This window comes from Kitasatospora sp. NPDC002965, assembly GCF_040611255.1.
Lineage (GTDB): Bacteria > Actinomycetota > Actinomycetes > Streptomycetales > Streptomycetaceae > Kitasatospora.
Genome location: NZ_JBEXNT010000018.1, coordinates 12,801 through 31,644, shown reverse-complemented (window position 1 = coordinate 31,644; position 18,844 = coordinate 12,801). Strand labels below are relative to the sequence as shown.

The window sequence follows — 18,844 nt, the reverse complement described above, 5'->3', positions numbered from 1 at the left end:
AGCAGGTAAACGGCGCCGAATGGCATACTGGGAGGACATGAAACGTTCGACCGGTCGTCCTACCGCCGACCGGCAGTGGACGACCGGCGATGGCAGGACCGTCGCCAGAGGGACGACCGGCAGCAGAGAGGCTCCAGCCATGGGTATCCAGGACGATGCCGCCGAGATCCGCGCCTGCGGCTGGCGCACGCTCGCCGCGTTGCACGGTCAGATCGACACGGCGCTGGAGAAGGCGCTGCAGGCCGAGCACCGGCTCTCGGTGGTCGAGTACACGGTGCTGGACGCCCTCTCCCGGCAGGACGGCTGGCACATGCGGATGCAGCAGCTGGCCCGGGCGGCCGCGCTGAGCAGCAGTGCGACCACCCGGCTGGTGACGCGGCTGGAGGACAGGGGGCTGCTCAGCCGCTACCTCTGTGCGGACGACCGGCGCGGCATCTACACCGAGCTGACCCCGCAGGGGCGCGAGCTCCTCGCGGCCGCCCGGCCGGTCCACGACGCGGCCTTGGAGGCGACGCTCACCAAGGCCGCCGACGTCCCCGAGCTGGCACCCCTGGTCCGGGCCCTGTACGAGCTGGAGCTGACGCCGGCGGCCCCGGTCAGGACCTGACAGGACCTGACCGGAGTCCGGCCGCGAGTCGTCCGTCGGTGGCCGCGCCGCGCGGAAGCCGCGCGGCCCGTCAGCGCTGCGCGGCGAGTGCTTCCCGGTGGACCCGGTCGAGGAGGGCGAGCAGGAGCTCCTTGCTGGAGGCGCGGTCCCGCACGTCGCACAGCACCACCGGGACGCCCGGGTCGAGGTCCAGGGCGCGCCGGACGTCCTCGGGGGTGCAGTCGCGGCGGCCGTGGAAGCAGTTGACCCCTATGGCGAACGGGATGCCGCGCTGCTCGAAGAAGTCCACGGCGGCGAAGCTGGACTCCAGCCGCCGGGTGTCGGCCAGCACGATCGCGCCGAGCGCACCGAGGGCGAGGTCGTCCCACATGAACCAGAACCGGAACTGGCCCGGCGTGCCGAACAGGTAGAGCACCAGGTCCTCGCGGACGGTGATCCGGCCGAAGTCCATCGCGACGGTGGTCGTGGACTTGCCCTGGATCCCGTCGAGGCTGTCGACCCCGATGCTGGCGCGGGTCATCCGTTCCTCGGTCTGGAGCGGTTCGATCTCGCTGACCGAGCCGACCATGGTGGTCTTGCCGACGCCGAAGCCGCCGGCGACGAGGATCTTGACCGCGCCCGGCACCAGGCTCTGGGTCGTCACGTCGGGTCTCCTGGGAGGGAACTGAACGGAACACGAATGAACGGGGGACTACGACGGCCGCGGGGACGGCCGGGCGGGCGACGGCCGGTCAGAGCCGGCGCACGCCCTCGATGACGGCCCGGATCAGCGAGATGTCCGGCGCCTCGGCGAGCTGCACGGGTGCCCGGGTGAGGATCATCCGGGCCTCGGCGAGGTCGTCCAGCAGCACCTTGACCACGCTCACCGGGAGGTCCAGGCTGGCCGCGATCTCGGCCACCGCCAGCGGGCGTTCGCGGCAGAGGTCGAGGATCGCGGCCGGTTCGGGCGTCAGCCGGCTGGTGTCCGTGCGCGCGTCGGCGGTGACCACCAGGGTGATCAGAGCGAACCCGTCACGGACCGGTCCGGTGCGCCCGTTGGTGATGGCGTAAGGACGGACCAGATGGCCTGCGTCCTTGTCGAAGAACCAGGCCTCTTCGGCGTCGACGGTCACGCACTGCCACCCGCGCCCGACAGGCCGGCGTCGCTGCGCGGCGCCGCCGTGAGGTACTGACCGACCTGCTTGACCAGCATGTTGATCTCGTAGGCCATCAGCCCGGCGTCGACCGCCTCGCTGGTGAGGACGGCGAGCCGGGCGCCTTGGCCCGCGGTCGTGACGAACAGGAACAGCTGGTCCATCTCGATCACGGTCTGCCGGACCCGGCCGCCGTTGAACCGGTGCCCGGCGCCGCGGGCGAGGCTCTGCAGGCCGGAGGCGACGGCGGAGAGGTGCTCGGCGTCGGCCCGGTCCAGGCCCTGGGAGAGCCCGACCAGCAGGCCGTCCTCGGAGAGGACGATGGCGTGCCGGGTCTCCGGGACCCGCGCCACCAGCTGGTCCAGCAGCCAGTTGAGGTCGCGCTGGGTGTCGGTGTGCTGCGTCATCACTGCTGTTCCTTAGCTGCGGAAGGTGCGGCCGGTGCAGAGGGAGTGGCCGGTGCGTCCGAGTCGGGTGCCGCCGCACGGGCGGTACGGGTGCCGCGCTGGATGGCGGCCATGGTCGCGCGCGAGCGCTGAGGCATCAGGTCGTCGGCGGCCGGGGCCGCCGGTCCGGGCCGGCCGTACGGGTCGGCTCCGCCCTGCGGTCCGGTCCGGCCGTACGGGTTGTCCCGGCCCTGGGCCGCGGCGCCGGGGCCGGTGGCCGGGGCGCCGGGGTGGGCCACCGGCGGAAGCATGGCGCCCGGGGCGTGGGCCTCCCGCAACTGCTCGGCGAGGCTGGCGTTGCGGACCCGCTGGGGCAGGACGCGGGGGGTGCGCAGCTCGCCGTCGGGGCCGTGCTCCGTGGCCTCGTCCTCGGCCCGCTGGTGCGTCGGCGTGCGGGGCGCGGCGGGGAGCGCGTGGCTCCCGCCGCCGTCGCCGCGGTCGGAGCCGGCGCCGGGAGTCTCCGCGGAGCCGTTCTCCCACGGCCCGGCGGGACCGGCCGACGGACCGACGGCCGGATCGCCCGCCTGCTGCTCCTCGTACGGCAGGGGCAGCACGGGTCGTGGGACGACCACCGCACCGGGCAGTCCGGGGATCTGCGCACCCACCTGCAGACCGCCGTTGACGGCGGGGTCGTTCTCGCCCCGTGCGCCGCCCATGGGGTAGCGCGCGAGCAACTCGCTGATGGCGAGACCGCCTTCGCCGCCGGTCGTTCCGACGACCGGGACGCCGTTCGCGGGCGTCCCGTCCACGAGCGGGGCCTCGTGCCACTCCGGTCCACCCGCGACCTGGCCGGGAACGGCCGGACCGGGAACGGCCTGGTCGGGGAGGACGTGGCCGGGGAGGACGTAGCCCAGGTCGCCGGTCACCGCGGTGGTGTCCGCGCTCCGGCCCACGACCGCGCCCGGCGCCGAGTCCGGTGCGCCGCCGGAACCGGGCGTCGGCCCGGTGCCCAGCAGCCCGCCGAGCACGCCGGCCAGGGCCCCCGACAGCTCCTCGTCGATCTCGCCCAGGTCCGCGTCCGGGCCCGGCAGCGGCTCCGGTACCGGAGTCCGGGTGACCCGGGCCCCGGCCGGCAGGCCGGGAACGGAGGCCGCCTGCTCGGCCTGCTCCAGCAGCACCGCCGGAACCAGCACCACGGCCCGCGTCCCGCCGTAGGGGGAGGGGCGCAGGGTGACCTGGATGGCGTGCCGGGCGGCCAGCCGGGCGACCACGAAGAGGCCGAGCCGCAGGTCGTCGCCGAGCGCGGAGACGTCGAGCTCGGGAGGGTTGGCGAGGTAGTCGTTGAGGCGCTCGTACTCGTCCTCGCCCATGCCCAGGCCGCGGTCCTCGACCTCGACGGCCAGGCCCTTCGGAACCTCCTGCGCGGAGACCTGGACCTGGGTGTACGGCGGGGAGAAGGTGGTGCCGTTCTCGATCAGTTCGGCGACGAGGTGGATCACGTCGGCGACGGCCTGGCCGCTGAGCGAGGAGCGGGGCACGCCCTGGACGACGACCCGGGCGTAGTTCTCGGTCTCGGAGACGGCGCTGCGCAGCACGTTGACCATGGGCACGGCGTTGCGCCAGCGCCGGGCGGGCAGGGCGCCGCCGAGGATGACCAGGTTCTCGGCGTTGCGCCGCATCCGGGTGGCGAGGTGGTCGACGGCGAACAGTTCGCGCAGCAGCTCGGGTTCCTCGTGCTCGCGCTCCAGCGCGTCGAGCATGCTGATCTGGCGGTGGATCAGGATCTGGGTGCGCCGGGCGATGTTGAGGAAGACCTTCTTCGTCCCCTCGCGCCCCTGGGCCTGGTGGATGATGGCGGCGACCGCGGCCTGACGGACCGCGGCGAGGCCGTCGGCGGTCTGCTGCACCTCGTCGCCGACCCTGCGGGCGGGGGCCCAGGCGGGTGGGGACGGGACCGACTCGCCGGACTGGAGCCGGCCGACCACCTGCGGGATCTCGTGCTGGGCGATCGCGAGGGTGTCCTCGCGCAGGCCGGAGAGCCTGGCCGGGAGGGAGCGCGCGACGCGTATGCCGCGGACCAGGCTCCAGAGCAGGACGGCGGCGAAGACGGCGCTGCCGGCGTACAGGGCGGTGGTGTCTCCGGAGTCGCGCAGCAGGTAGGCGGCGTAGCCCCAGGCGGCGGCGAGGCCGAGGCAGGGGACCAGCGCGAGCGCGAGGAGCGAGCTGCGGAGGGAGCCGGACCGGCCGGCGCGGTGGCCCGTGCGGGGGGCCGATATGCCTGGCATCTGATTCCTTGTAGCAGGGCCGAACGGCGGGGTCGCCCGTGTGCGGTACCGGCCGGGGCTTCGGGGGTGCCACGACCGGCGGGTCCCGGAAGGGTCGCCGACGTGGATGACGCGGTGTCACCGTCCGGACGGGTGCAGCACGGCCGCCGACTGCAGGCACGCTACCAGCCCCAGGTGCCCTCACTGCAACATCAACTGACGATATGTAAACGGCCGGTGACGGATGGGTCCGTTCCCGGACGGACCGTCGGGCCGGGGATCGCCGCTGGTCAGCGGAGCTCCGGGAAACGCCGGACGGCCTTCCGGCGGCCGAGGGGTGGTCGCCGGAAGGCCGTCAGGGACAGGTCAAGGGCGCCTGTTCCGAAGAGTCGTCCGTTTCGCCGGAAGAGTTCCCGAGGGAGCCCCTCCGGGCTCCCGGCCGGTCGTCGCCGGTGCGGTTCAGCCGGCCAGCGGCATCCGGAACACCGCACCGACCTCCGCGGCGGCCTCGGCCGCCGCCTCGCGCTGGGCCAGTTCGGTCCAGGCCCAGCTGGCCAGGCCCGACAGTTCGGCGGACCACTGCTTGCCGTAGGTGCCCGAGGCCACCTGGCCGAGCCGCAGCCGCTGGATGTCGGAGGTGCCGGCCGGCGGGTAGACGTGGGTGGCGTCGCGCAGGTAGCGCTCGATGTTGAACTCCGTCTGCAGGCCGCGGGCGGCGTGGATCTCCATCGCGTTGCGGGCCGAGTCCAGGGCGTACTCGGTGTTGACCAGCTTGGCGTTCATCAGCTCCGCGTCGCACGCCTTGCCGTGGTCCAGCAGGTGGGAGGCGTGGTAGGCGGCGAGCTTGGCGGTCATCAGGCGGGACTGCATCTCGCCCAGCTTCAGGGCGATGTTGGGCAGCTGGGAGAGGGGCTTGCCGTAGAGCATCCGCCCCTCCGCGAACCGCACGGTGTCCTCGACGATCGCCACGTGGATGCCGAGCGCCACGGCGGCGAGGTTCAGTCGTCCGTACAGGGTCGAGGAGGAGTAGGCGACGTCCAGGCCCTGGCTCTCCCGGCCGAGCCGGTTGGCCACCGGGATCCGGCAGTCCTCGAAGAGGATCTCGCCGAAGCTGAAGCCGTGCAGGCCGCTCTGCGAGCCGAGCGTGCCGGTGCGGAAGCCGGGGCGGTCGCTCTCCACCAGGAAGGCGGAGAGGCCCCGGCTGCCCTTGCCGGTCCGGAACACCACGCCGTGCACGTCGCCGATGTGCGAGTTGCCGACGAACCACTTGCGGCCGTTGAGGACGTACTCGTCGCCCTCGCGCCGGGCGGTGCCGGTCATGCCGAGCACGTGGCCGCCGGACTCCGGCTCGGTGACGGCGATGGTCGGCAGCGACTCGCCCGAGGCGAACCTCGGGAGCCAGTGGCGGCGCTGGACGTCGTTCCCGAAGTGGATGACCTTGGCGACACCGAGCTGCGAGGCCTGGGCCATGGCGCCCATCGCGCCGCTGACCCGGGACAGCTCCTCGACGATCACGGTCTTCGCGAGGTGGCCGAGGCCCAGCCCACCGAACTCGCGGGGGATGGTGACTCCGATCCAGCCACGACGGGCGATCTCCCGGGACAGTTCGAACTCGACCCGGCGGTCGGCCTCCATTCTGGCCACCTGTGGGCGTATCTCCTTCTCCGCGAACTCCCTTACCTCCGCTCGGAGGTATTCGTGTCGCTCGTCGGTGAAGTAGTCCATCGCCATGCCCGGGTCCTCTCGGATCGTCTGGTGGTCGTGCCTCCGTCCGTGCAGCCGATCCGCTCCGGTCGCCCAGGCGTGGGGGTGGGTGGCGGCCGGTTGCCCCATTGCAGCCGGTGCGCGCGGAGTATCGGCGATGTCCAACGCTGCCCGAAGGAAACCACCGTTTTCGGCAGGGCTCATTGTCATATGTGGCTTGGTAGTGCTCCATAGTTGATCTTCGATTGGCGAGATCCTGATCATCCGAGTTCGACCGAGGATTGAGATGGCCGCAGGAGGGGGAAATGATCCAACCCGCTTTCCCGGGTCGACCACGTCGCCGTCCACATGCACCTTTGACTGAGCATCAGCAAGCTGGATGTGGTGGGCCGGGAGCGCGGAAAGCGCCGCATGTCTGATTACATGTGCGCCATGACTGATGTGATGAGCACTCAAGGCCAGTTCCCGGGTGCCGCCGGGGAGTCCGAGCGGACCCGCAGGCTGCGCAGCCTGGGTCTCAACGAACCGACGGCGGACGAGGCCTTCGACCGCTTCGCCCACTTGGCCGCCAGCATCACCCGCGCCCCCATCGCGATGGTCAACTTCATCAACGACGAGCGCCAGATGTTCCGGGGGCTCTACATTCCGCCAAACTCCGCCGATGTCACGTCCGACGGAGGTGCCTCCTGGGCGGATCGCGGGATCGCCTTCGACCTCCCGACCCGCGAGATGCCGCTGAGTCACGGCTTCTGCCCGCACGTCGTCGCCCAGCGCTCGCCGCTCGCCCTGGACGACATCCTCGCCTACCCCCGGTTCGCCGGTAACCCGGTCGTCGACGAGCTGGGCGTCCGCGCCTACCTCGGCGCCCCGCTCGTCGACGACACCAACACCGTCATCGGCACCGTCTGCGTCCTCGACCGCGAACCCCGCCAGTGGGGACGCGAGCGGCTGCGCGACATCCAGCACCTCGCCGAGGCCCTGCTCTCCGAGATCCGGCTGCGCGACAACCTGCTCGCCCAGCAGCAGGAGATGTTCGCGGCCTTCGACGGCTCGCCCTTCCCGATCATGCTCACCGACGGCCCCGGTCAGGAGATCCGCTACGCCAACGCCCAGCACGCCGACATCTTCGGCGCCCCCGCGGCGTACGGCACGATCGGCCAGGCCTACCCGCAGCTCGGCATCGCCGGCCTCCAGCAGGCGGTCTCCGAGGCGTACCACACCGGCCGCACCACCGTGCTCAACGACGTCCGCATCCAGTCCGCCCGGCCCGAGGCCCAGCGGATCCAGCAGATCTTCAGCTTCACCTGCACCCCGCTGCGCACCGCCCGGACGGGCCAGGTCAACGGTGTGCTCACCGTCGGCATGGACGTCACCGCGCAGTCCCGCACCGAGGAGGAACTGGGCACGCTCGCCGCGCTCCTGGTCGACCGCCTCCAGCAGAACGGCGCCGCCCCCGCCGTCCGTCCGGGCCTCGGCGCCGGAGGGACCGGGCTGGTCCTCCCGGGCTGACACCGGGCCGGTACCACCGTGGCGGGGAGCCTCTCACCCCCGAGGAGAGGCTCCCCGCCACGGTGCCCATGGCGGCGCGGCCGGTCCCGGACGCCACCCCGCTCCTCCCGGCGCTTCCCCTCTCCTCCTCGCTCCTCCCCTCTCCTCCTCGCGCCGGTCCTGGCGCGCAGCTCGCGGCCGAGCGCCGCCGACACCCGGCCCACCGCCGACACCCGGCCGACCGTCGATTCCCGGCCGACCTCACCGACCGCCGTTCGTACCGGGCCCGTCCGGGACGGCCGTCCGGTCGGCCACCGCCCGGGTGAACCGGCCGCCGGGCCCCCGCACCCGCGCCCCGCGCGACGGGCGGCGATGGTAGGCATGGGCCGCATGCAGTGGTTCGCGGCACCCGAGTACTGGCTCAGCAGACTGCTCGTGCAACGGCTGCTGGCCGCCGTCTACCTGACCGGCTTCCTCGCCGCCGCCCTCCAGTTCCGCGCCCTGATCGGCGCCGGCGGCATGCTGCCCGTGCCCCGCTTCACCGCCCGGGTCCCGTTCCGGCAGTCGCCCGGTCTCTTCCACCTCCACTACAGCGACCGCTTCTTCGCCGCCGTCGCCTGGACCGGCGCCGCGCTCTCCGCCGCCCTCGCCGGCGGACTCGGCGACGCCGTCCCGCTCTGGGCGTCGATCCTCTGTTGGGCGGCGCTCTGGGTCCTCTACCTCTCGATCGTCAACGTCGGACAGACCTGGTACTCCTTCGGATGGGAGTCACTGCTGCTGGAGGCGGGCTTCCTCGGCGCCTTCCTGGGCAACGCCGACACCGCCCCGCCCACGCCGGTTCTCTGGCTGATGCGCTGGCTGGTCTTCCGGGTCGAGTTCGGCGCGGGCCTGATCAAACTCCGCGGCGACAGCTGCTGGCGGGACCTGACCTGCCTGCGCTACCACCACGAGACGCAGCCCATGCCCGGTCCGCTCAGCTGGTTCTTCCACCGCCTGCCCGACCCGCTGCACCGCGTCGAGGTGGCCGCCAACCACGTCACCCAGCTCGCCGTCCCGGTCTGCCTGCTCCTCCCGCAGCCCGTCGCCACCTTCGCCGCCTGCGTCGTGATCGCCACCCAGCTCTGGCTGATCGCCTCCGGCAACTTCGCCTGGCTCAACTGGCTCACCATTGCCCTCGCCCTCGCCGCCGTCGACCCCGCCCGCCTCGGCCTCCCGGCCCACCCCCGGGCGTACGGTGCCGCGCCCGCCTGGTACGAGGCGCTGGTCCTGGCCCTGGCCGCCGCCGTCCTCGTCCTCAGCTACTGGCCGGTCCGGAACATGGTCTCCCGCCGCCAGGTCATGAACCGTTCCTTCAACCGCCTCCACCTGGTCAACTCCTACGGCGCCTTCGGCAGCGTCAACCGGCTCCGCCAGGAGGTCGTGGTCGAGGGCACGGACGAACCGGCCGTCACCCGGCACACCGTGTGGAAGGAGTACGGCTTCAAGGGCAAGCCCGGTGACGTGCGCCGCCTTCCGCGCCAGTACGCCCCCTACCACCTGCGGCTCGACTGGCTGATGTGGTTCGCCGGCATCTCGCCCGCGTACGCCCGGCCCTGGTTCCTGCCCTTCGTCGCCCGACTGCTGGTCAACGACCCGGACACCCTCCGCCTGCTGCGCCACAACCCCTTCCCCGACGCCCCACCGACCCACGTCCGGGCGACCCTCCACCTCTACCGGTTCACCGATTGGCGCGAACTTCGCGAAACCGGCGCGTGGTGGCACCGGACCGCGCTCTCCGAGTACCTCGCGCCGGTCGACCTCGCCGCCCTCGGCCGCAGCGGGTACCGCCCGCCGCTCGGGCACCGGCTCCGCACGGTGCCGACGGAGCGGATCCGGCGGCCGGGAACACACGGGGCGCCCACGCACCACCCGCCCGGCCGAACACCGGACCACCCGCCCGGCCCTCCCGAGTAGCGGCCAGGTGAGCGGTATGGCACGCCACACCCGACCGATGGACGGTGGGTGCGTGCAAGGCTCGAACGGGCACCCGTATTCTTGGCCTCCACAACAGGCAGCCCGACCGCGCACCCCTTGGCCCCTCCCGCCGGGGCCCCACGCGCACCCGGACCGCCGTCCCCCTCGACGCCAGCCCCGCCGCAGTCGCCCAGAACCGGACCTCACATGACAGTGCTTCACTCGCGCAACGCCGACGCAGCCGACGCCGCGGACGCCAAGGACGCCACCGACGCCAAGGACCTGGAGCAGACCCGCGGCCAGGCGGTCACCGCCGACACCGACCTCCGGGAAGAGCTCGGCCGGTACGCCGACCTCGGCGCCTTCACCCTCACCGCCGACACCCACGCCTGGTACGCGGCCGTCGACACCGTCGCCAGCCCCGAGGATGCCCGCGCGGCCTCCACCGTCCTCGCCGAGCTGCGCGGTCACGACCTCCAGCAGACCTGGGAGGACGTCACCGCGCTCGCCGCCGAGGTCAAGATCGACGCACCGGACACCGTCGGCAAGACCGCCGTCCTGGTCGAGATGCTGCAGCTCGTCCACCGGACCTCGACCATCCTCACCGGTGCCGCCTACGACGCCGACCTCGGCACCCTCGTCGCCGCCACCGCCGACCGGGCCTGGCGCCGCGAGCGGGGCGTCAAGCTCTCCTGGCTGCGCGCCCGCTCGCTGCGCAAGCAGGCCGCCGCCCTCGCCGCCACCTCCGGCCGACCGCGCCCGCAGGACCTGCACGAGGCACTCGCGTCGGCGGAGGTCGAACGCCGCGCCTGGACCGCCCTCGCACCCGCCGGCACCCTGCCCGTCCCGCCGGCAGACGGCGCACTGGTCCACCGCACCGCCCTGGCGTTCGAGGCCATCAACACCGGCCTGCGCGACCTCGCCCGGCTGCTGCCCGGCCAGGACCTCGACGCGCTGTCCTTCCCGGACCTCGTCGACCTCGTCGACCGGCTCGCCGCGGACGAGGGCACCCTCTACCGCCTCCCCACCATCCGCACCCTGCGCGCCACCCTGGAGGACGCCGGCCTCGCCGACCTCCTCTCCGAGCTGACGGCCTCCCGCGCGGACCGCCGCGCTGCCGAGGCCGCCTACACCGCTCGCCAGGCGCTGGCCGGCGGCCAGCGCGACGGCCTCGCGGGCAGCGGCGAACCGGCCCCCACGGCGGAGGCCGAGGCGGCCGACGTCGAGACCGCCGGTGAGGCCGACGTCGTCGAGACCGAGGCCCCGACGGCTGCCGGGACCGATCTCGCGGACACCGAGACCGACGGCGTCGCGGACACCGCCGCGGACATCGCCGCCGAGGCCGAGGTCGAGGCCGGCGTCGATGAGTCGCCGGTCGAGGTCGAGGTCGAGGCCCCGGCCTCCGAGGCCCCGGGTACCGATGAGGCGGAGGCCGAGGCGGCCGTCGAAACGGTCGTCGAGTCGACCGTCGAGGAGAAGCCGCTCGTCGTCACTCTCCCCGCTCCGTCACCGGCTGCCGATGACCTGGTCGGCGCCGCACCGGTGGAGCCTTCGGCCGCAGAGGTCGAGACAGTGACCGAGGAGACTCCCGCCGTGGAGGCCGAGGCCGAGGCCGCTGACGCCGACGAGACCCACGCCGAGGACAGGACGGCCGAGGACGAGACGGAGACCGAGCCCGTCGCCGAGCCGGTCGAGGAGGTCGCGACCGAGGTCGAGGCTCCGGCCGCCGCGGTGGTCGAGGAGACTACGCCCGCCGTGGTCGAGGCCGAGGTCGTGGCCGAGAAGGTTGCTGCCGTCGAGGTCGCGGTGGTCGAGGAGACTGCAGCGGTCGAGGCTCCGGCGGTCGAGGCGTCCGCCGAGCCCGTGGTCGAGGCCGAGGTTGTGGCCGAGGAGGTCCCGGTCGTCGAGGTCGTGGCCGAGCCCGTGGTCGAGGCTCCGGTCGAGGCCGAGAAGGCCGAGGCTGTGGTGGTGGAGACCGCGTCCGTCGAGGTCGTCGTCGAGGCTTCCGCCGAGCCCGTGGTCGAGGAGACTGCGCCCGCCGTGGTCGAGGCCGAGGTTGTGGCCGAGGAGGTCCCGGTCGTCGAGGTCGTGGCCGAGCCTGCCGTCGAGACTCCGGTCGAGGCTGAGAAGGCTGCTGCCGTCGAGGTCGCGGTGGTCGAGGAGGCTGCATCGGTCGAGGCTCCCGTGGTCGAGGCTCCGGTCGAGGCCGAGAAGGCCGAGGCTGTGGTGGTGGAGACCGCGTCTGTCGAGGTCGTCGTCGAGGCTCCCGCCGAGCCCGTGGCCGACGAGGCCGCGCCCGCCGTGGCCGAGGAGGTCCCGGTCGTCGAGGCGCCGGTCGAGGACGTTGCTCCGGAGCCGGTCGTCGAGCCGGTCGTGGTGGCGGATGTCGTCGTCGACGCCGAGCCGGAGACGCCTGCCGTCGTGGAGCCCGCCGCCGTTCCGGCCGCTCGGGCTGCGAAGCCGGCGTTCACGCCGGGTCGCCCGGTGACGGCCTACTCCGCCGAGGAACTGCTCGCGATCGTGCGCTGGATCGACGGCGACGGGGTCGGGCGGAGCGACGAGGAACTGCTCCGGGCCGCGATGAAGGAGCTGGGCTTCGCCCGTCTCGGCCCGCGCATCAAGGACGCGCTGGGCACCGCCGTGACGGCGGCGCGCGCCTGACGACGGAAGCGCCGGGGCCCGGTGGAAGCGGTACGCACCGCTTCCACCGGGCCCTTCCGTCGTCCGTGCCGCCGCCGTCCCGCTTCTCCGCGGGACGGCGGCCGGAGGAGCGTCAGCCGGCCTTGTTCCAGGGCTGGCTCGCCATCAGCGCCTTGACGTTGGCGACGTAGCCCGGGTTGGGAATGACCAGGCTGCCCGTGGTCGCGCCGGTGGCCGGGTCGGTGACGGTGTTGTAGTGGACGTTGCCGGCGCCCGCGTTGTAGGCGGCGATGACCAGGTCCAGCAGCGGGGCCTTGCCGGTGGCCGCGTCGGGGGAGAGGTCGTACTTCCCGCCGAACGAGGAGTCGCCGTAGTAGGCGATCAGCCAGTCCAGCAGCTGGGTGCCGAGTTGCACGTTCCCGTTCAGTGTCTTCGGGTCCGAGGTGGTGCCGAACTTGCTGTTCATCCAGCTCACGGTGGCGGGCATGATCTGCATGGTGCCGATGCCGCCGTCGCAGGCGAGGATGCCGGACTGCCAACCGCTCTCCTGCCAGGCGATCGCCTTCACCAGGTTGACCGGGAGCGGCGGGAGCTTGTCGGTGCCGCCGTTGCTGAGGAACAGCGTCCGGGACGTGCCGGCGGCGGTGGTGAGTGCGGCGGCGACGGCTTCCTTGGGGTCGTCGGGCTGCGGCTTGGTCGGTGTGCAGCTGCTCTGCAGCGGCGGGACGTGCGGGGTCGCGGGCGCGGGCGGCGGCGGGGGCGCGACGGGACCCGGCTTCGCGGTGGGTGCCGGGGCGGCTGCGACGGCGGCGCCGGCCGGCGGCGCGACGGGAGTGGTGACGGGCGGTGCCTGCGGCGCGGGTGTGGTCTCGGCGGGCTTGGCGCTGCCGGGCTTGGCAGCGTTCGCCGCCGGGCCGGTGCTCGGCGACCGTGTGGCGGTCGGGCTCGGCTTCGCGGACTTGGACGCCGTGCCGTGCGGCGACGGGCCGGTGCTCGCGCTCGGTGTCGCCGGAGTGGACGCGGTCGCGGACGGCGAGGTGCTCGGCGAGACGCTCGGCGTGGGGGTCGGTGTCGCGGACGGCGAGGCGTCCGTGGTGGCCGCGGCCGGTGTCGCGGACGTCCCCGTGGCCCGTTCGTCGGCCTGCTTGGTGCCGCATCCCGTCAGGAGCGCGGTGGACACGGCTGCCGCCGAGACCGCCACCAGCGCTCGCCGTGACGCGCTTCCGCGCACGGCACCCACCCGTACCGCACCAACCCGTACCGCACTCGCCCGTACTGCACTCACGTGCTTCCGTCCCCCCGTACATCACCGGCCGACCCGGTGAGAAGCCGACATCGTACGACGACCCGATCGTCCGACTGTCGGGTGGGGAGGCGGCGTTCGAGCCCAGCCGCCGCGCCCGGCTACTGCGGCAGCGCCCGCGCGAGTCCGGCGGTGAGCACCTCCGGCGCCTCCACCAGGGACGGTCCGTACCAGGTGAGGTGGCGACCGCTCACCAGGGCGACCGGAAGGCCGGGGAACGCCTCCGGGCCGTCGTCGGCGGTGAAGCGGTAGGGCTCGTCGGGAAGGACCACCAACTCCGGCCCGGCGGCCAGCAGGTCGGGCAGCGGGACGGCGGGGTAGCGGTCCGGACCGTCGGCGTGCAGGAGCCGGACGCCGAGCCGGCCGAGCAGGTCACCGGCGAACGTGTCGCGGCCGAGCACCATCCAGGGGCGGCGCCAGATCGGCACGACGGCCGGGCGGGGCGGACCGGGCAGGGGCCGGACCGCCGCCCACGCGGACTCGGCGGCGTCCAGCCACACCGGGCGCGGCAGGCCGCAGCCGACCGTCAGCAGCCGGTGCAGCGAGTGGATCGCCTGGTCGAGCGTGCGGATGTCGGTGACCCAGACGGGCAGACCGGCCGCGCGCAGCGCGTCCAGGTCGGGCCGCCGGTTCTCCTCGTCGTTGGCGACCACCAGGTCGGGAGCGAGTGCCACGATCCGGGCCACGTCGGGGTTCTTGGTGCCGCCGATCCGGGTGACGGCCAGGTCGGCCGGGTGGCTGCACCAGTCGGTGGCACCGACCAGCAGACCGGGGCCGGTGGCGGCGAGCGCCTCGGTGAGCGAGGGGACCAGCGACACCACCCGCCGGACGGGTGCGGGACCGAGCGGAACGGTCAGACCCAGATCGTCGACCGGCACCGTACCCGCGGGCGCCGCTCCGGCCGACGCCGCGTCAGCGGGTCCCGTGCCCGCCGCTGTGGAGGGGGCGCCCGCTGAGGTCCACGGGGCGGAAGGGGAGGTCATCGCGCCACCCTAGACGTATCCGGAGCCGCTCGTCCGGGCAAACTCGTGGGAACCGCTCGGGCACCACGGCCGACTACCTGGTCCGGGTTCGTAGGACGGGCCCGAGCACGACCATTGACCAGGAGAGTTCTGATGCGCCCTCGCGTGTTCTGCGGTATCGCGGCCGCCGTCGCCCTGTTCGCCACCGCCTGTTCGAGCGACGGCGGAGGAAGCAGCGACGGTTCGAACGGCGGCGGTAGCGCACAGGCGACCGCCGCCGGCGCGTTCCCGGTCAAGGTGGCCGACTGCGCGGGCAAGGAGACCACGGTCAAGCAGGCTCCGAAGAAGATCGTCACCACCGACGCGGCCGGTCTGGAGATGCTGCTCCAGCTCGGCGCCGGCGACCGCGTGATCGGCACCGGCTTCCCGCCCGGCAAGGGAAGCCTGCCGGCCGCCGTCGCCGAGCAGGGGGCCAAGGTGCCGGTGCTCGGCGACGCCCTGATCCCCAAGGAGAAGCTGCTCGGCTCCGGTGCCGACCTCTACGTCGACACCTTCGGGCCGATGCCGATGATGGGCGCGGCCGGTGCCGGACCGACCGAGGAGGAGCTGAAGGCGGTCGGCATCCAGCACGTCCTGCTGCTCTCCACCGCGTGCGCCGGCACCCCGAAGGCGGCCAAGGGGCCCCGGACCGACCTCTCCGAGATCGAGAACGACATCCGCCGGCTCGGCGCGGTCACCGGGACCGCCGCCCGCGCCGAGGAACTGGTCGCCGCCATGGAGAAGCAGATCGGTGAGGTGCGAACCGCCACCGCCACGATTGCCGAAGCAGAGAGGCCCGGCTACTTCCTCTTCGACTTCGATGCCGGTACAAAGCAACCGATGGCTGTCTGCGGCAAGCAGGTCGCCAACGCGGTGATCACCCTGGCCGGTGCGCGCAACGTGTTCGCCGACTGCGACGCCGACTTCCGGCCCGTCTCCTGGGAGGACGTGGTGGCGAAGAACCCGGACTGGATCCAGCTCGCCGTGCGCAACCGCGGCAGCGAGGAGGCCAACCGGAAGGCCTTCGACGAGGCCGAGGCCTACCTCAAGGGCTTCCCGGCCACTCAGGGGCTGAAGGCCGTCCAGGAGGGGCACTTCCTGCGGATCGGCTCCGAGACCACCACCATCGCCGGGGTGCGCAACGCCGACACCGTCCGGCAGATCGCCGCCACCGTCCACCCGACGCTCGTCAAGAACGGGCAGTAGGCCGTGGCGTCGGCCACCGTCGCCGCCCGGCGCAGCCGCAGCCGTGCGCTGCGCGCCGGGCCGCTGGCGGCCGTCCTCACCGCGGCCCTCGTCGTGGCGCTGACCGCCGCCGTCTCGCTCGGCTCGGTGGACATCCCGCCCGGCGAGGTCTGGTCGGTGGTCGGCCGCCGGCTCACCGGGCAGAGCCCGGCGCCCGGCACCCGGGACCTCATCGTCTGGCAACTGCGCGTCCCCCGCGCCCTGCTGGCGGCCATGGTCGGGGCCGGGCTCGGCCTGGTCGGCACCGCCGTACAGGCGCTGGTCCGCAACCCGCTCGCCGATCCGTACCTGCTCGGCATCTCCTCCGGTGCCTCGCTCGGCGCCGTCGCCGTGATCGTCCTCGGGACCGGTCTGGGCCTGGAGATGAGCCTCGGGGGCGTGGCCGGGCTCACCGTCTCGCTGGCCGCCTTCCTCGGCGCGCTCGCCGCGTTCTCCCTGGTCTGGCTGCTGGCCAGGCGCGGCGGCGGGTTCTCGCCGCTGCGCCTGGTGCTGGCCGGCATCGGCATCGGCCAGTTCCTCACCGGCCTCACCAGCTACCTGGTGCTGCAGACCGGGGACGAGCAGCAGACCCGGGGCGTGCTGTTCTGGCTGATGGGCAGCCTGAGCGGCGCCACCTGGGGGCAGCTCGTCGTCCCCGCCGTCGCCGTGGTCCTCGGGCTGGCCGTGCTCCAGGGCCGCGCCCGGGGGCTCAACGCCATGCTGATGGGCGACGAGACGGCGGCCGGTCTCGGCGTCGACGTGGTCCGGCTGCGCCGTGAGATCTTCGCGGTGACCAGCGTCCTCACCGGTGTCCTGGTCGCCGTCTCCGGTGCGATCGGGTTCGTCGGTCTGATGGTCCCGCACGTCTGTCGCCTCCTGCTCGGCGGCGACCACCGCCGCCTGCTGCCGCTCTCCGCACTGACCGGCGCGGTGCTGCTCGTGATCGTCGACCTGCTCGCCCGGACCGTGCTGGACGGTCAGGAGGTGCCGATCGGCGTGGTCACCGCCCTGCTCGGCGCGCCCACCCTGCTCTACCTGCTGGACCGACGACTGGAGCGGAATTGAGAATCGCGGTCGAGGACCTGAGCGTCACCCTCGCGGGGCGGACGGTGGTCTCCGGCGTCCACCTGGTCGCCAAGGAGGGTGAGATCGCCGGCCTGGTCGGTCCCAACGGCAGTGGCAAGTCCAGCCTGCTGCGCACCGTCTACCGGCACCTGAAGCCGAGTGCCGGGCGCGTCCTGCTGGCGGGCCGGGAGCTGTCCGGGCTGACCCCGGCGCAGTCGGCCCGGCACATCGGGGCGCTGCCGCAGGAACGCGGCGGGGACTTCGAGCTGACCGTCCGCGAGGTGGTGGCGATGGGTCGAACCCCGTACAAGAAGGCGTTCGCCGGGGACGACGCCGAGGACCACCGGCTGGTCGACGACGCGCTGGTCCGGGTCGGGATGGCGGACGCGGATCACCGGCGGTTCGCCCAGCTCTCCGGTGGTGAGCGTCAACGCGTCTTACTGGCGCGGGCGTTGGCCCAGCAACCGGACGTCCTGGTGCTGGACGAGCCGACCAACCACCTGGACGTCCGGCACCAGGTCGAGCTGCTCGCGCTGCTGCGCGAGCAGCGTCGTACCACGCTGGTCGCGCTGCACGACCTGAACGCCGCCGCCTCGGTCTGCGACCGGTTGCACGTCCTGCACCGCGGGACCCTGGTGGCGTCCGGGACGCCGAGGGACGTGCTGACCGCCGAGCTGCTGGCCGAGGTGTTCGGGGTGCGGGCGGCGGTCGTCGAACACCCGCTCACCGGTGACCCGTTGATCGCCTTCGACCACCGTACGCCGGCGGGCGCACCCGGCCGGGGGGCCGCGGACCTCGGCCGGGTGCGCCCGGCGGACTCGGACCTCGTGGCCCCGGTCGCGCCGTTACCCCTCGCGGCAACGGCAACGGCAACGGCAACGGCTACGGCAGGCGCAGGGGCGAGGTGGAAGCCGGGCCGGAAGTCGAACCGGAAGTCGGCTCTGGAACCGAGCCTGGAGCCGAGCCTGGAGCCGGGGCCGGCGACGCTGCCGGCCCCGGCTGAGCCTCAGGAGGTCTCGTAGTGGCTCGGCCGGTCGTTGCGCTCGACCAGTCGGCCGACCTTCGCGGCCTCCTCGCTGCGCATCAACTCCCAGCCACCGTCCTGGCGGTGGAGCACGGAGGAGTGCCACGGGGTCATCCACACGTCGGAGTGCTCCAGCAGCCGGATGCCGAACTTCAGCACGCCGGCCTTCTGCGGGTGGATGGAGAGCCGGAACGACCGGGGGTGCTGCTCGGCGATCAGGTCGCCCCAGGCGCGGCTGCGCTGGATGACGCCGTAGGCGCGGGCGCGGCAGTCGCGCTGCAGGGCGGACTTGGTGCCCTCGAAGCCGAAGGTGTCCTCGGTGAGGAAGCGGGTGATGCCGCGATAGAGCTTGGCCGTCTCCTCGTCGGTCAGGATCTGCTCGCGCAGCTCCTCCTTGGTCGGCGCGTACTTCTCGTGCACCCGGGCGCGCTTCTCGTCGAAGGGCAGGTCGCCGAGGACGGCCCGCAGGTCGAAGGTGGCGAGGTGGGCGAGACCCTCGCGCTCGATCATCGCGGTCAGTGCGTCGGAGTACTCGTCGATGTGGTCGTCGGGGACGTGGATCAGGTCGCCGAAGATGTGCCCGTCCGAGCAGATCAGGATCTGCGCGCCCGGCTCGTAGAGCTTGCCGATCTGCTCGCAGAGCCCGTTGAGGAAGGTGAGCGAGAGCCGCTCGCCCTCGTCGGGCAGGTGGCTGAGCACCTTGGCGAGGTTGGGCGACTTGCACGGGAAGCCCGGCAGGGTGAACAGGATCGGGTCGCCGGCGGTGATGAAGTCCGCCAACTGCTCCAGCTGGAGCGGGAAGTCTTCGGGCGTGGTGTCGATCTCCGGGTCGGAGGCGCGGCGGTGCGGCAGCAGCAGGTCGACGATCTCGGCGGAGATGCGGGCGACGGTCTGGGCGTCCGGTGCGGTGTACCCGGATCCGGTGTCGCCGGTCCGGGTGCTGCCGGACTGGGCGTTGCTGGGCTGGGAGTTGCTGGTGACAGTGCCGGCGGACGGCATGCTGGTCCTCCACGGAACGGTGTACGGGCTTCGGGCAGGCGGAGCCACGCCCC

The 18,844-nt window shown here is 73.1% G+C and carries 14 protein-coding genes and 1 pseudogene; 7 read left to right on the top strand and 8 right to left on the bottom strand.

The features are described 5' to 3' along the window. Positions 1-139: 139 nt before the first annotated feature. Positions 140-607, top strand: coding sequence for a MarR family transcriptional regulator (locus ABZY91_RS10645; RefSeq protein WP_329878223.1), 468 nt, complete (start codon positions 140-142; stop codon positions 605-607). 70 nt (positions 608-677) lie between these two features. On the opposite strand, the gene ABZY91_RS10640 is transcribed toward ABZY91_RS10645, so the two are convergent. The 5 genes from ABZY91_RS10640 to ABZY91_RS10620 all read right to left on the bottom strand — a co-directional run bounded on the left by ABZY91_RS10640 (position 678) and on the right by ABZY91_RS10620 (position 6,115). Continuing rightward, complete coding sequence (locus ABZY91_RS10640; RefSeq protein WP_329878221.1) at positions 678-1,250, bottom strand: ATP/GTP-binding protein; 573 nt, start codon at positions 1,248-1,250, stop codon at positions 678-680. 88 nt (positions 1,251-1,338) lie between these two features. Next, positions 1,339-1,719, bottom strand: a complete 381-nt coding sequence (locus ABZY91_RS10635) for a DUF742 domain-containing protein (RefSeq protein ID WP_329878219.1) — start codon at positions 1,717-1,719, stop codon at positions 1,339-1,341. Beyond that, the gene (locus ABZY91_RS10630) at positions 1,716-2,147 is read right to left on the bottom strand and encodes a roadblock/LC7 domain-containing protein (protein WP_329878217.1); all 432 of its coding nucleotides are present in this window, start codon (positions 2,145-2,147) and stop codon (positions 1,716-1,718) included. The genes ABZY91_RS10635 and ABZY91_RS10630 overlap by 4 nt, the downstream gene beginning before the upstream one ends. Further along, positions 2,147-4,411, bottom strand: a complete 2,265-nt coding sequence (locus ABZY91_RS10625) for an ATP-binding protein (RefSeq protein ID WP_355401427.1) — start codon at positions 4,409-4,411, stop codon at positions 2,147-2,149. The genes ABZY91_RS10630 and ABZY91_RS10625 overlap by 1 nt, the downstream gene beginning before the upstream one ends. Positions 4,412-4,849: 438 nt before the next feature. Then, on the bottom strand, positions 4,850-6,115 hold the full coding sequence (locus tag ABZY91_RS10620) for an acyl-CoA dehydrogenase family protein (protein WP_329879082.1): 1,266 nt from the start codon (positions 6,113-6,115) through the stop codon (positions 4,850-4,852). Positions 6,116-6,538: 423 nt separating this feature from the next. Between ABZY91_RS10620 and ABZY91_RS10615 the strand changes: the two genes are divergently transcribed. The 3 genes from ABZY91_RS10615 (at position 6,539) to ABZY91_RS10605 (ending at position 12,196) form a co-directional block, all read left to right on the top strand. Next, positions 6,539-7,603, top strand: coding sequence for a GAF domain-containing protein (locus ABZY91_RS10615; RefSeq protein ID WP_355401425.1), 1,065 nt, complete (start codon positions 6,539-6,541; stop codon positions 7,601-7,603). Positions 7,604-7,972: 369 nt separating this feature from the next. Continuing rightward, the gene (locus ABZY91_RS10610) at positions 7,973-9,535 is read left to right on the top strand and encodes a lipase maturation factor family protein (protein ID WP_355401498.1); all 1,563 of its coding nucleotides are present in this window, start codon (positions 7,973-7,975) and stop codon (positions 9,533-9,535) included. A gap of 207 nt (positions 9,536-9,742) precedes the next feature. Further along, on the top strand, positions 9,743-12,196 hold the full coding sequence (locus ABZY91_RS10605) for a hypothetical protein (protein ID WP_355401423.1): 2,454 nt from the start codon (positions 9,743-9,745) through the stop codon (positions 12,194-12,196). A gap of 112 nt (positions 12,197-12,308) precedes the next feature. Here the strand turns inward: ABZY91_RS10605 and ABZY91_RS10600 are convergent, their stop codons facing one another. Together ABZY91_RS10600 and ABZY91_RS10595 are read right to left on the bottom strand one after the other, a co-directional pair. After that, positions 12,309-13,355, bottom strand: coding sequence for a transglycosylase SLT domain-containing protein (locus ABZY91_RS10600; RefSeq protein WP_355401421.1), 1,047 nt, complete (start codon positions 13,353-13,355; stop codon positions 12,309-12,311). 224 nt (positions 13,356-13,579) lie between these two features. Continuing rightward, positions 13,580-14,461, bottom strand: coding sequence for a helical backbone metal receptor (locus ABZY91_RS10595; protein ID WP_355401419.1), 882 nt, complete (start codon positions 14,459-14,461; stop codon positions 13,580-13,582). 132 nt (positions 14,462-14,593) lie between these two features. Between ABZY91_RS10595 and ABZY91_RS10590 the strand changes: the two genes are divergently transcribed. The 3 genes and pseudogenes from ABZY91_RS10590 to ABZY91_RS10580 all read left to right on the top strand — a co-directional run. After that, on the top strand, positions 14,594-15,685 hold the full coding sequence (locus ABZY91_RS10590; protein WP_329950851.1) for an ABC transporter substrate-binding protein: 1,092 nt from the start codon (positions 14,594-14,596) through the stop codon (positions 15,683-15,685). A gap of 3 nt (positions 15,686-15,688) precedes the next feature. Beyond that, positions 15,689-16,768 carry an iron ABC transporter permease gene (locus ABZY91_RS10585; RefSeq protein ID WP_355401417.1) on the top strand — a complete coding sequence of 360 codons (1,080 nt, stop codon included), beginning with the start codon at positions 15,689-15,691 and terminating at the stop codon, positions 16,766-16,768. Further along, positions 16,765-17,538, top strand: a pseudogene (locus tag ABZY91_RS10580) (ABC transporter ATP-binding protein); the annotation flags it as partial. The gene ABZY91_RS10585 and the pseudogene ABZY91_RS10580, both read left to right, overlap by 4 nt. A gap of 236 nt (positions 17,539-17,774) precedes the next feature. Here the strand turns inward: ABZY91_RS10580 and ABZY91_RS10575 are convergent. Beyond that, positions 17,775-18,791 carry an isocyanide synthase family protein gene (locus tag ABZY91_RS10575; RefSeq protein WP_329879070.1) on the bottom strand — a complete coding sequence of 339 codons (1,017 nt, stop codon included), beginning with the start codon at positions 18,789-18,791 and terminating at the stop codon, positions 17,775-17,777. Between the last annotated feature and the right edge of the window lie 53 nt (positions 18,792-18,844).

Coding starts and splice junctions, on each gene's coding strand:
- ABZY91_RS10645 (WP_329878223.1), top strand. CDS start 140: ATGGGTATCCAGGACGATGCCGCCGAGATCCGCGCCTGCGGCTGGCGC.
- ABZY91_RS10630 (WP_329878217.1), bottom strand. CDS start 2,147: ATGACGCAGCACACCGACACCCAGCGCGACCTCAACTGGCTGCTGGAC.
- ABZY91_RS10625 (WP_355401427.1), bottom strand. CDS start 4,411: ATGCCAGGCATATCGGCCCCCCGCACGGGCCACCGCGCCGGCCGGTCC.
- ABZY91_RS10620 (WP_329879082.1), bottom strand. CDS start 6,115: ATGGACTACTTCACCGACGAGCGACACGAATACCTCCGAGCGGAGGTA.
- ABZY91_RS10615 (WP_355401425.1), top strand. CDS start 6,539: ATGAGCACTCAAGGCCAGTTCCCGGGTGCCGCCGGGGAGTCCGAGCGG.
- ABZY91_RS10610 (WP_355401498.1), top strand. CDS start 7,973: ATGCAGTGGTTCGCGGCACCCGAGTACTGGCTCAGCAGACTGCTCGTG.
- ABZY91_RS10605 (WP_355401423.1), top strand. CDS start 9,743: ATGACAGTGCTTCACTCGCGCAACGCCGACGCAGCCGACGCCGCGGAC.
- ABZY91_RS10595 (WP_355401419.1), bottom strand. CDS start 14,461: ATGACCTCCCCTTCCGCCCCGTGGACCTCAGCGGGCGCCCCCTCCACA.
- ABZY91_RS10590 (WP_329950851.1), top strand. CDS start 14,594: ATGCGCCCTCGCGTGTTCTGCGGTATCGCGGCCGCCGTCGCCCTGTTC.
- ABZY91_RS10575 (WP_329879070.1), bottom strand. CDS start 18,791: ATGCCGTCCGCCGGCACTGTCACCAGCAACTCCCAGCCCAGCAACGCC.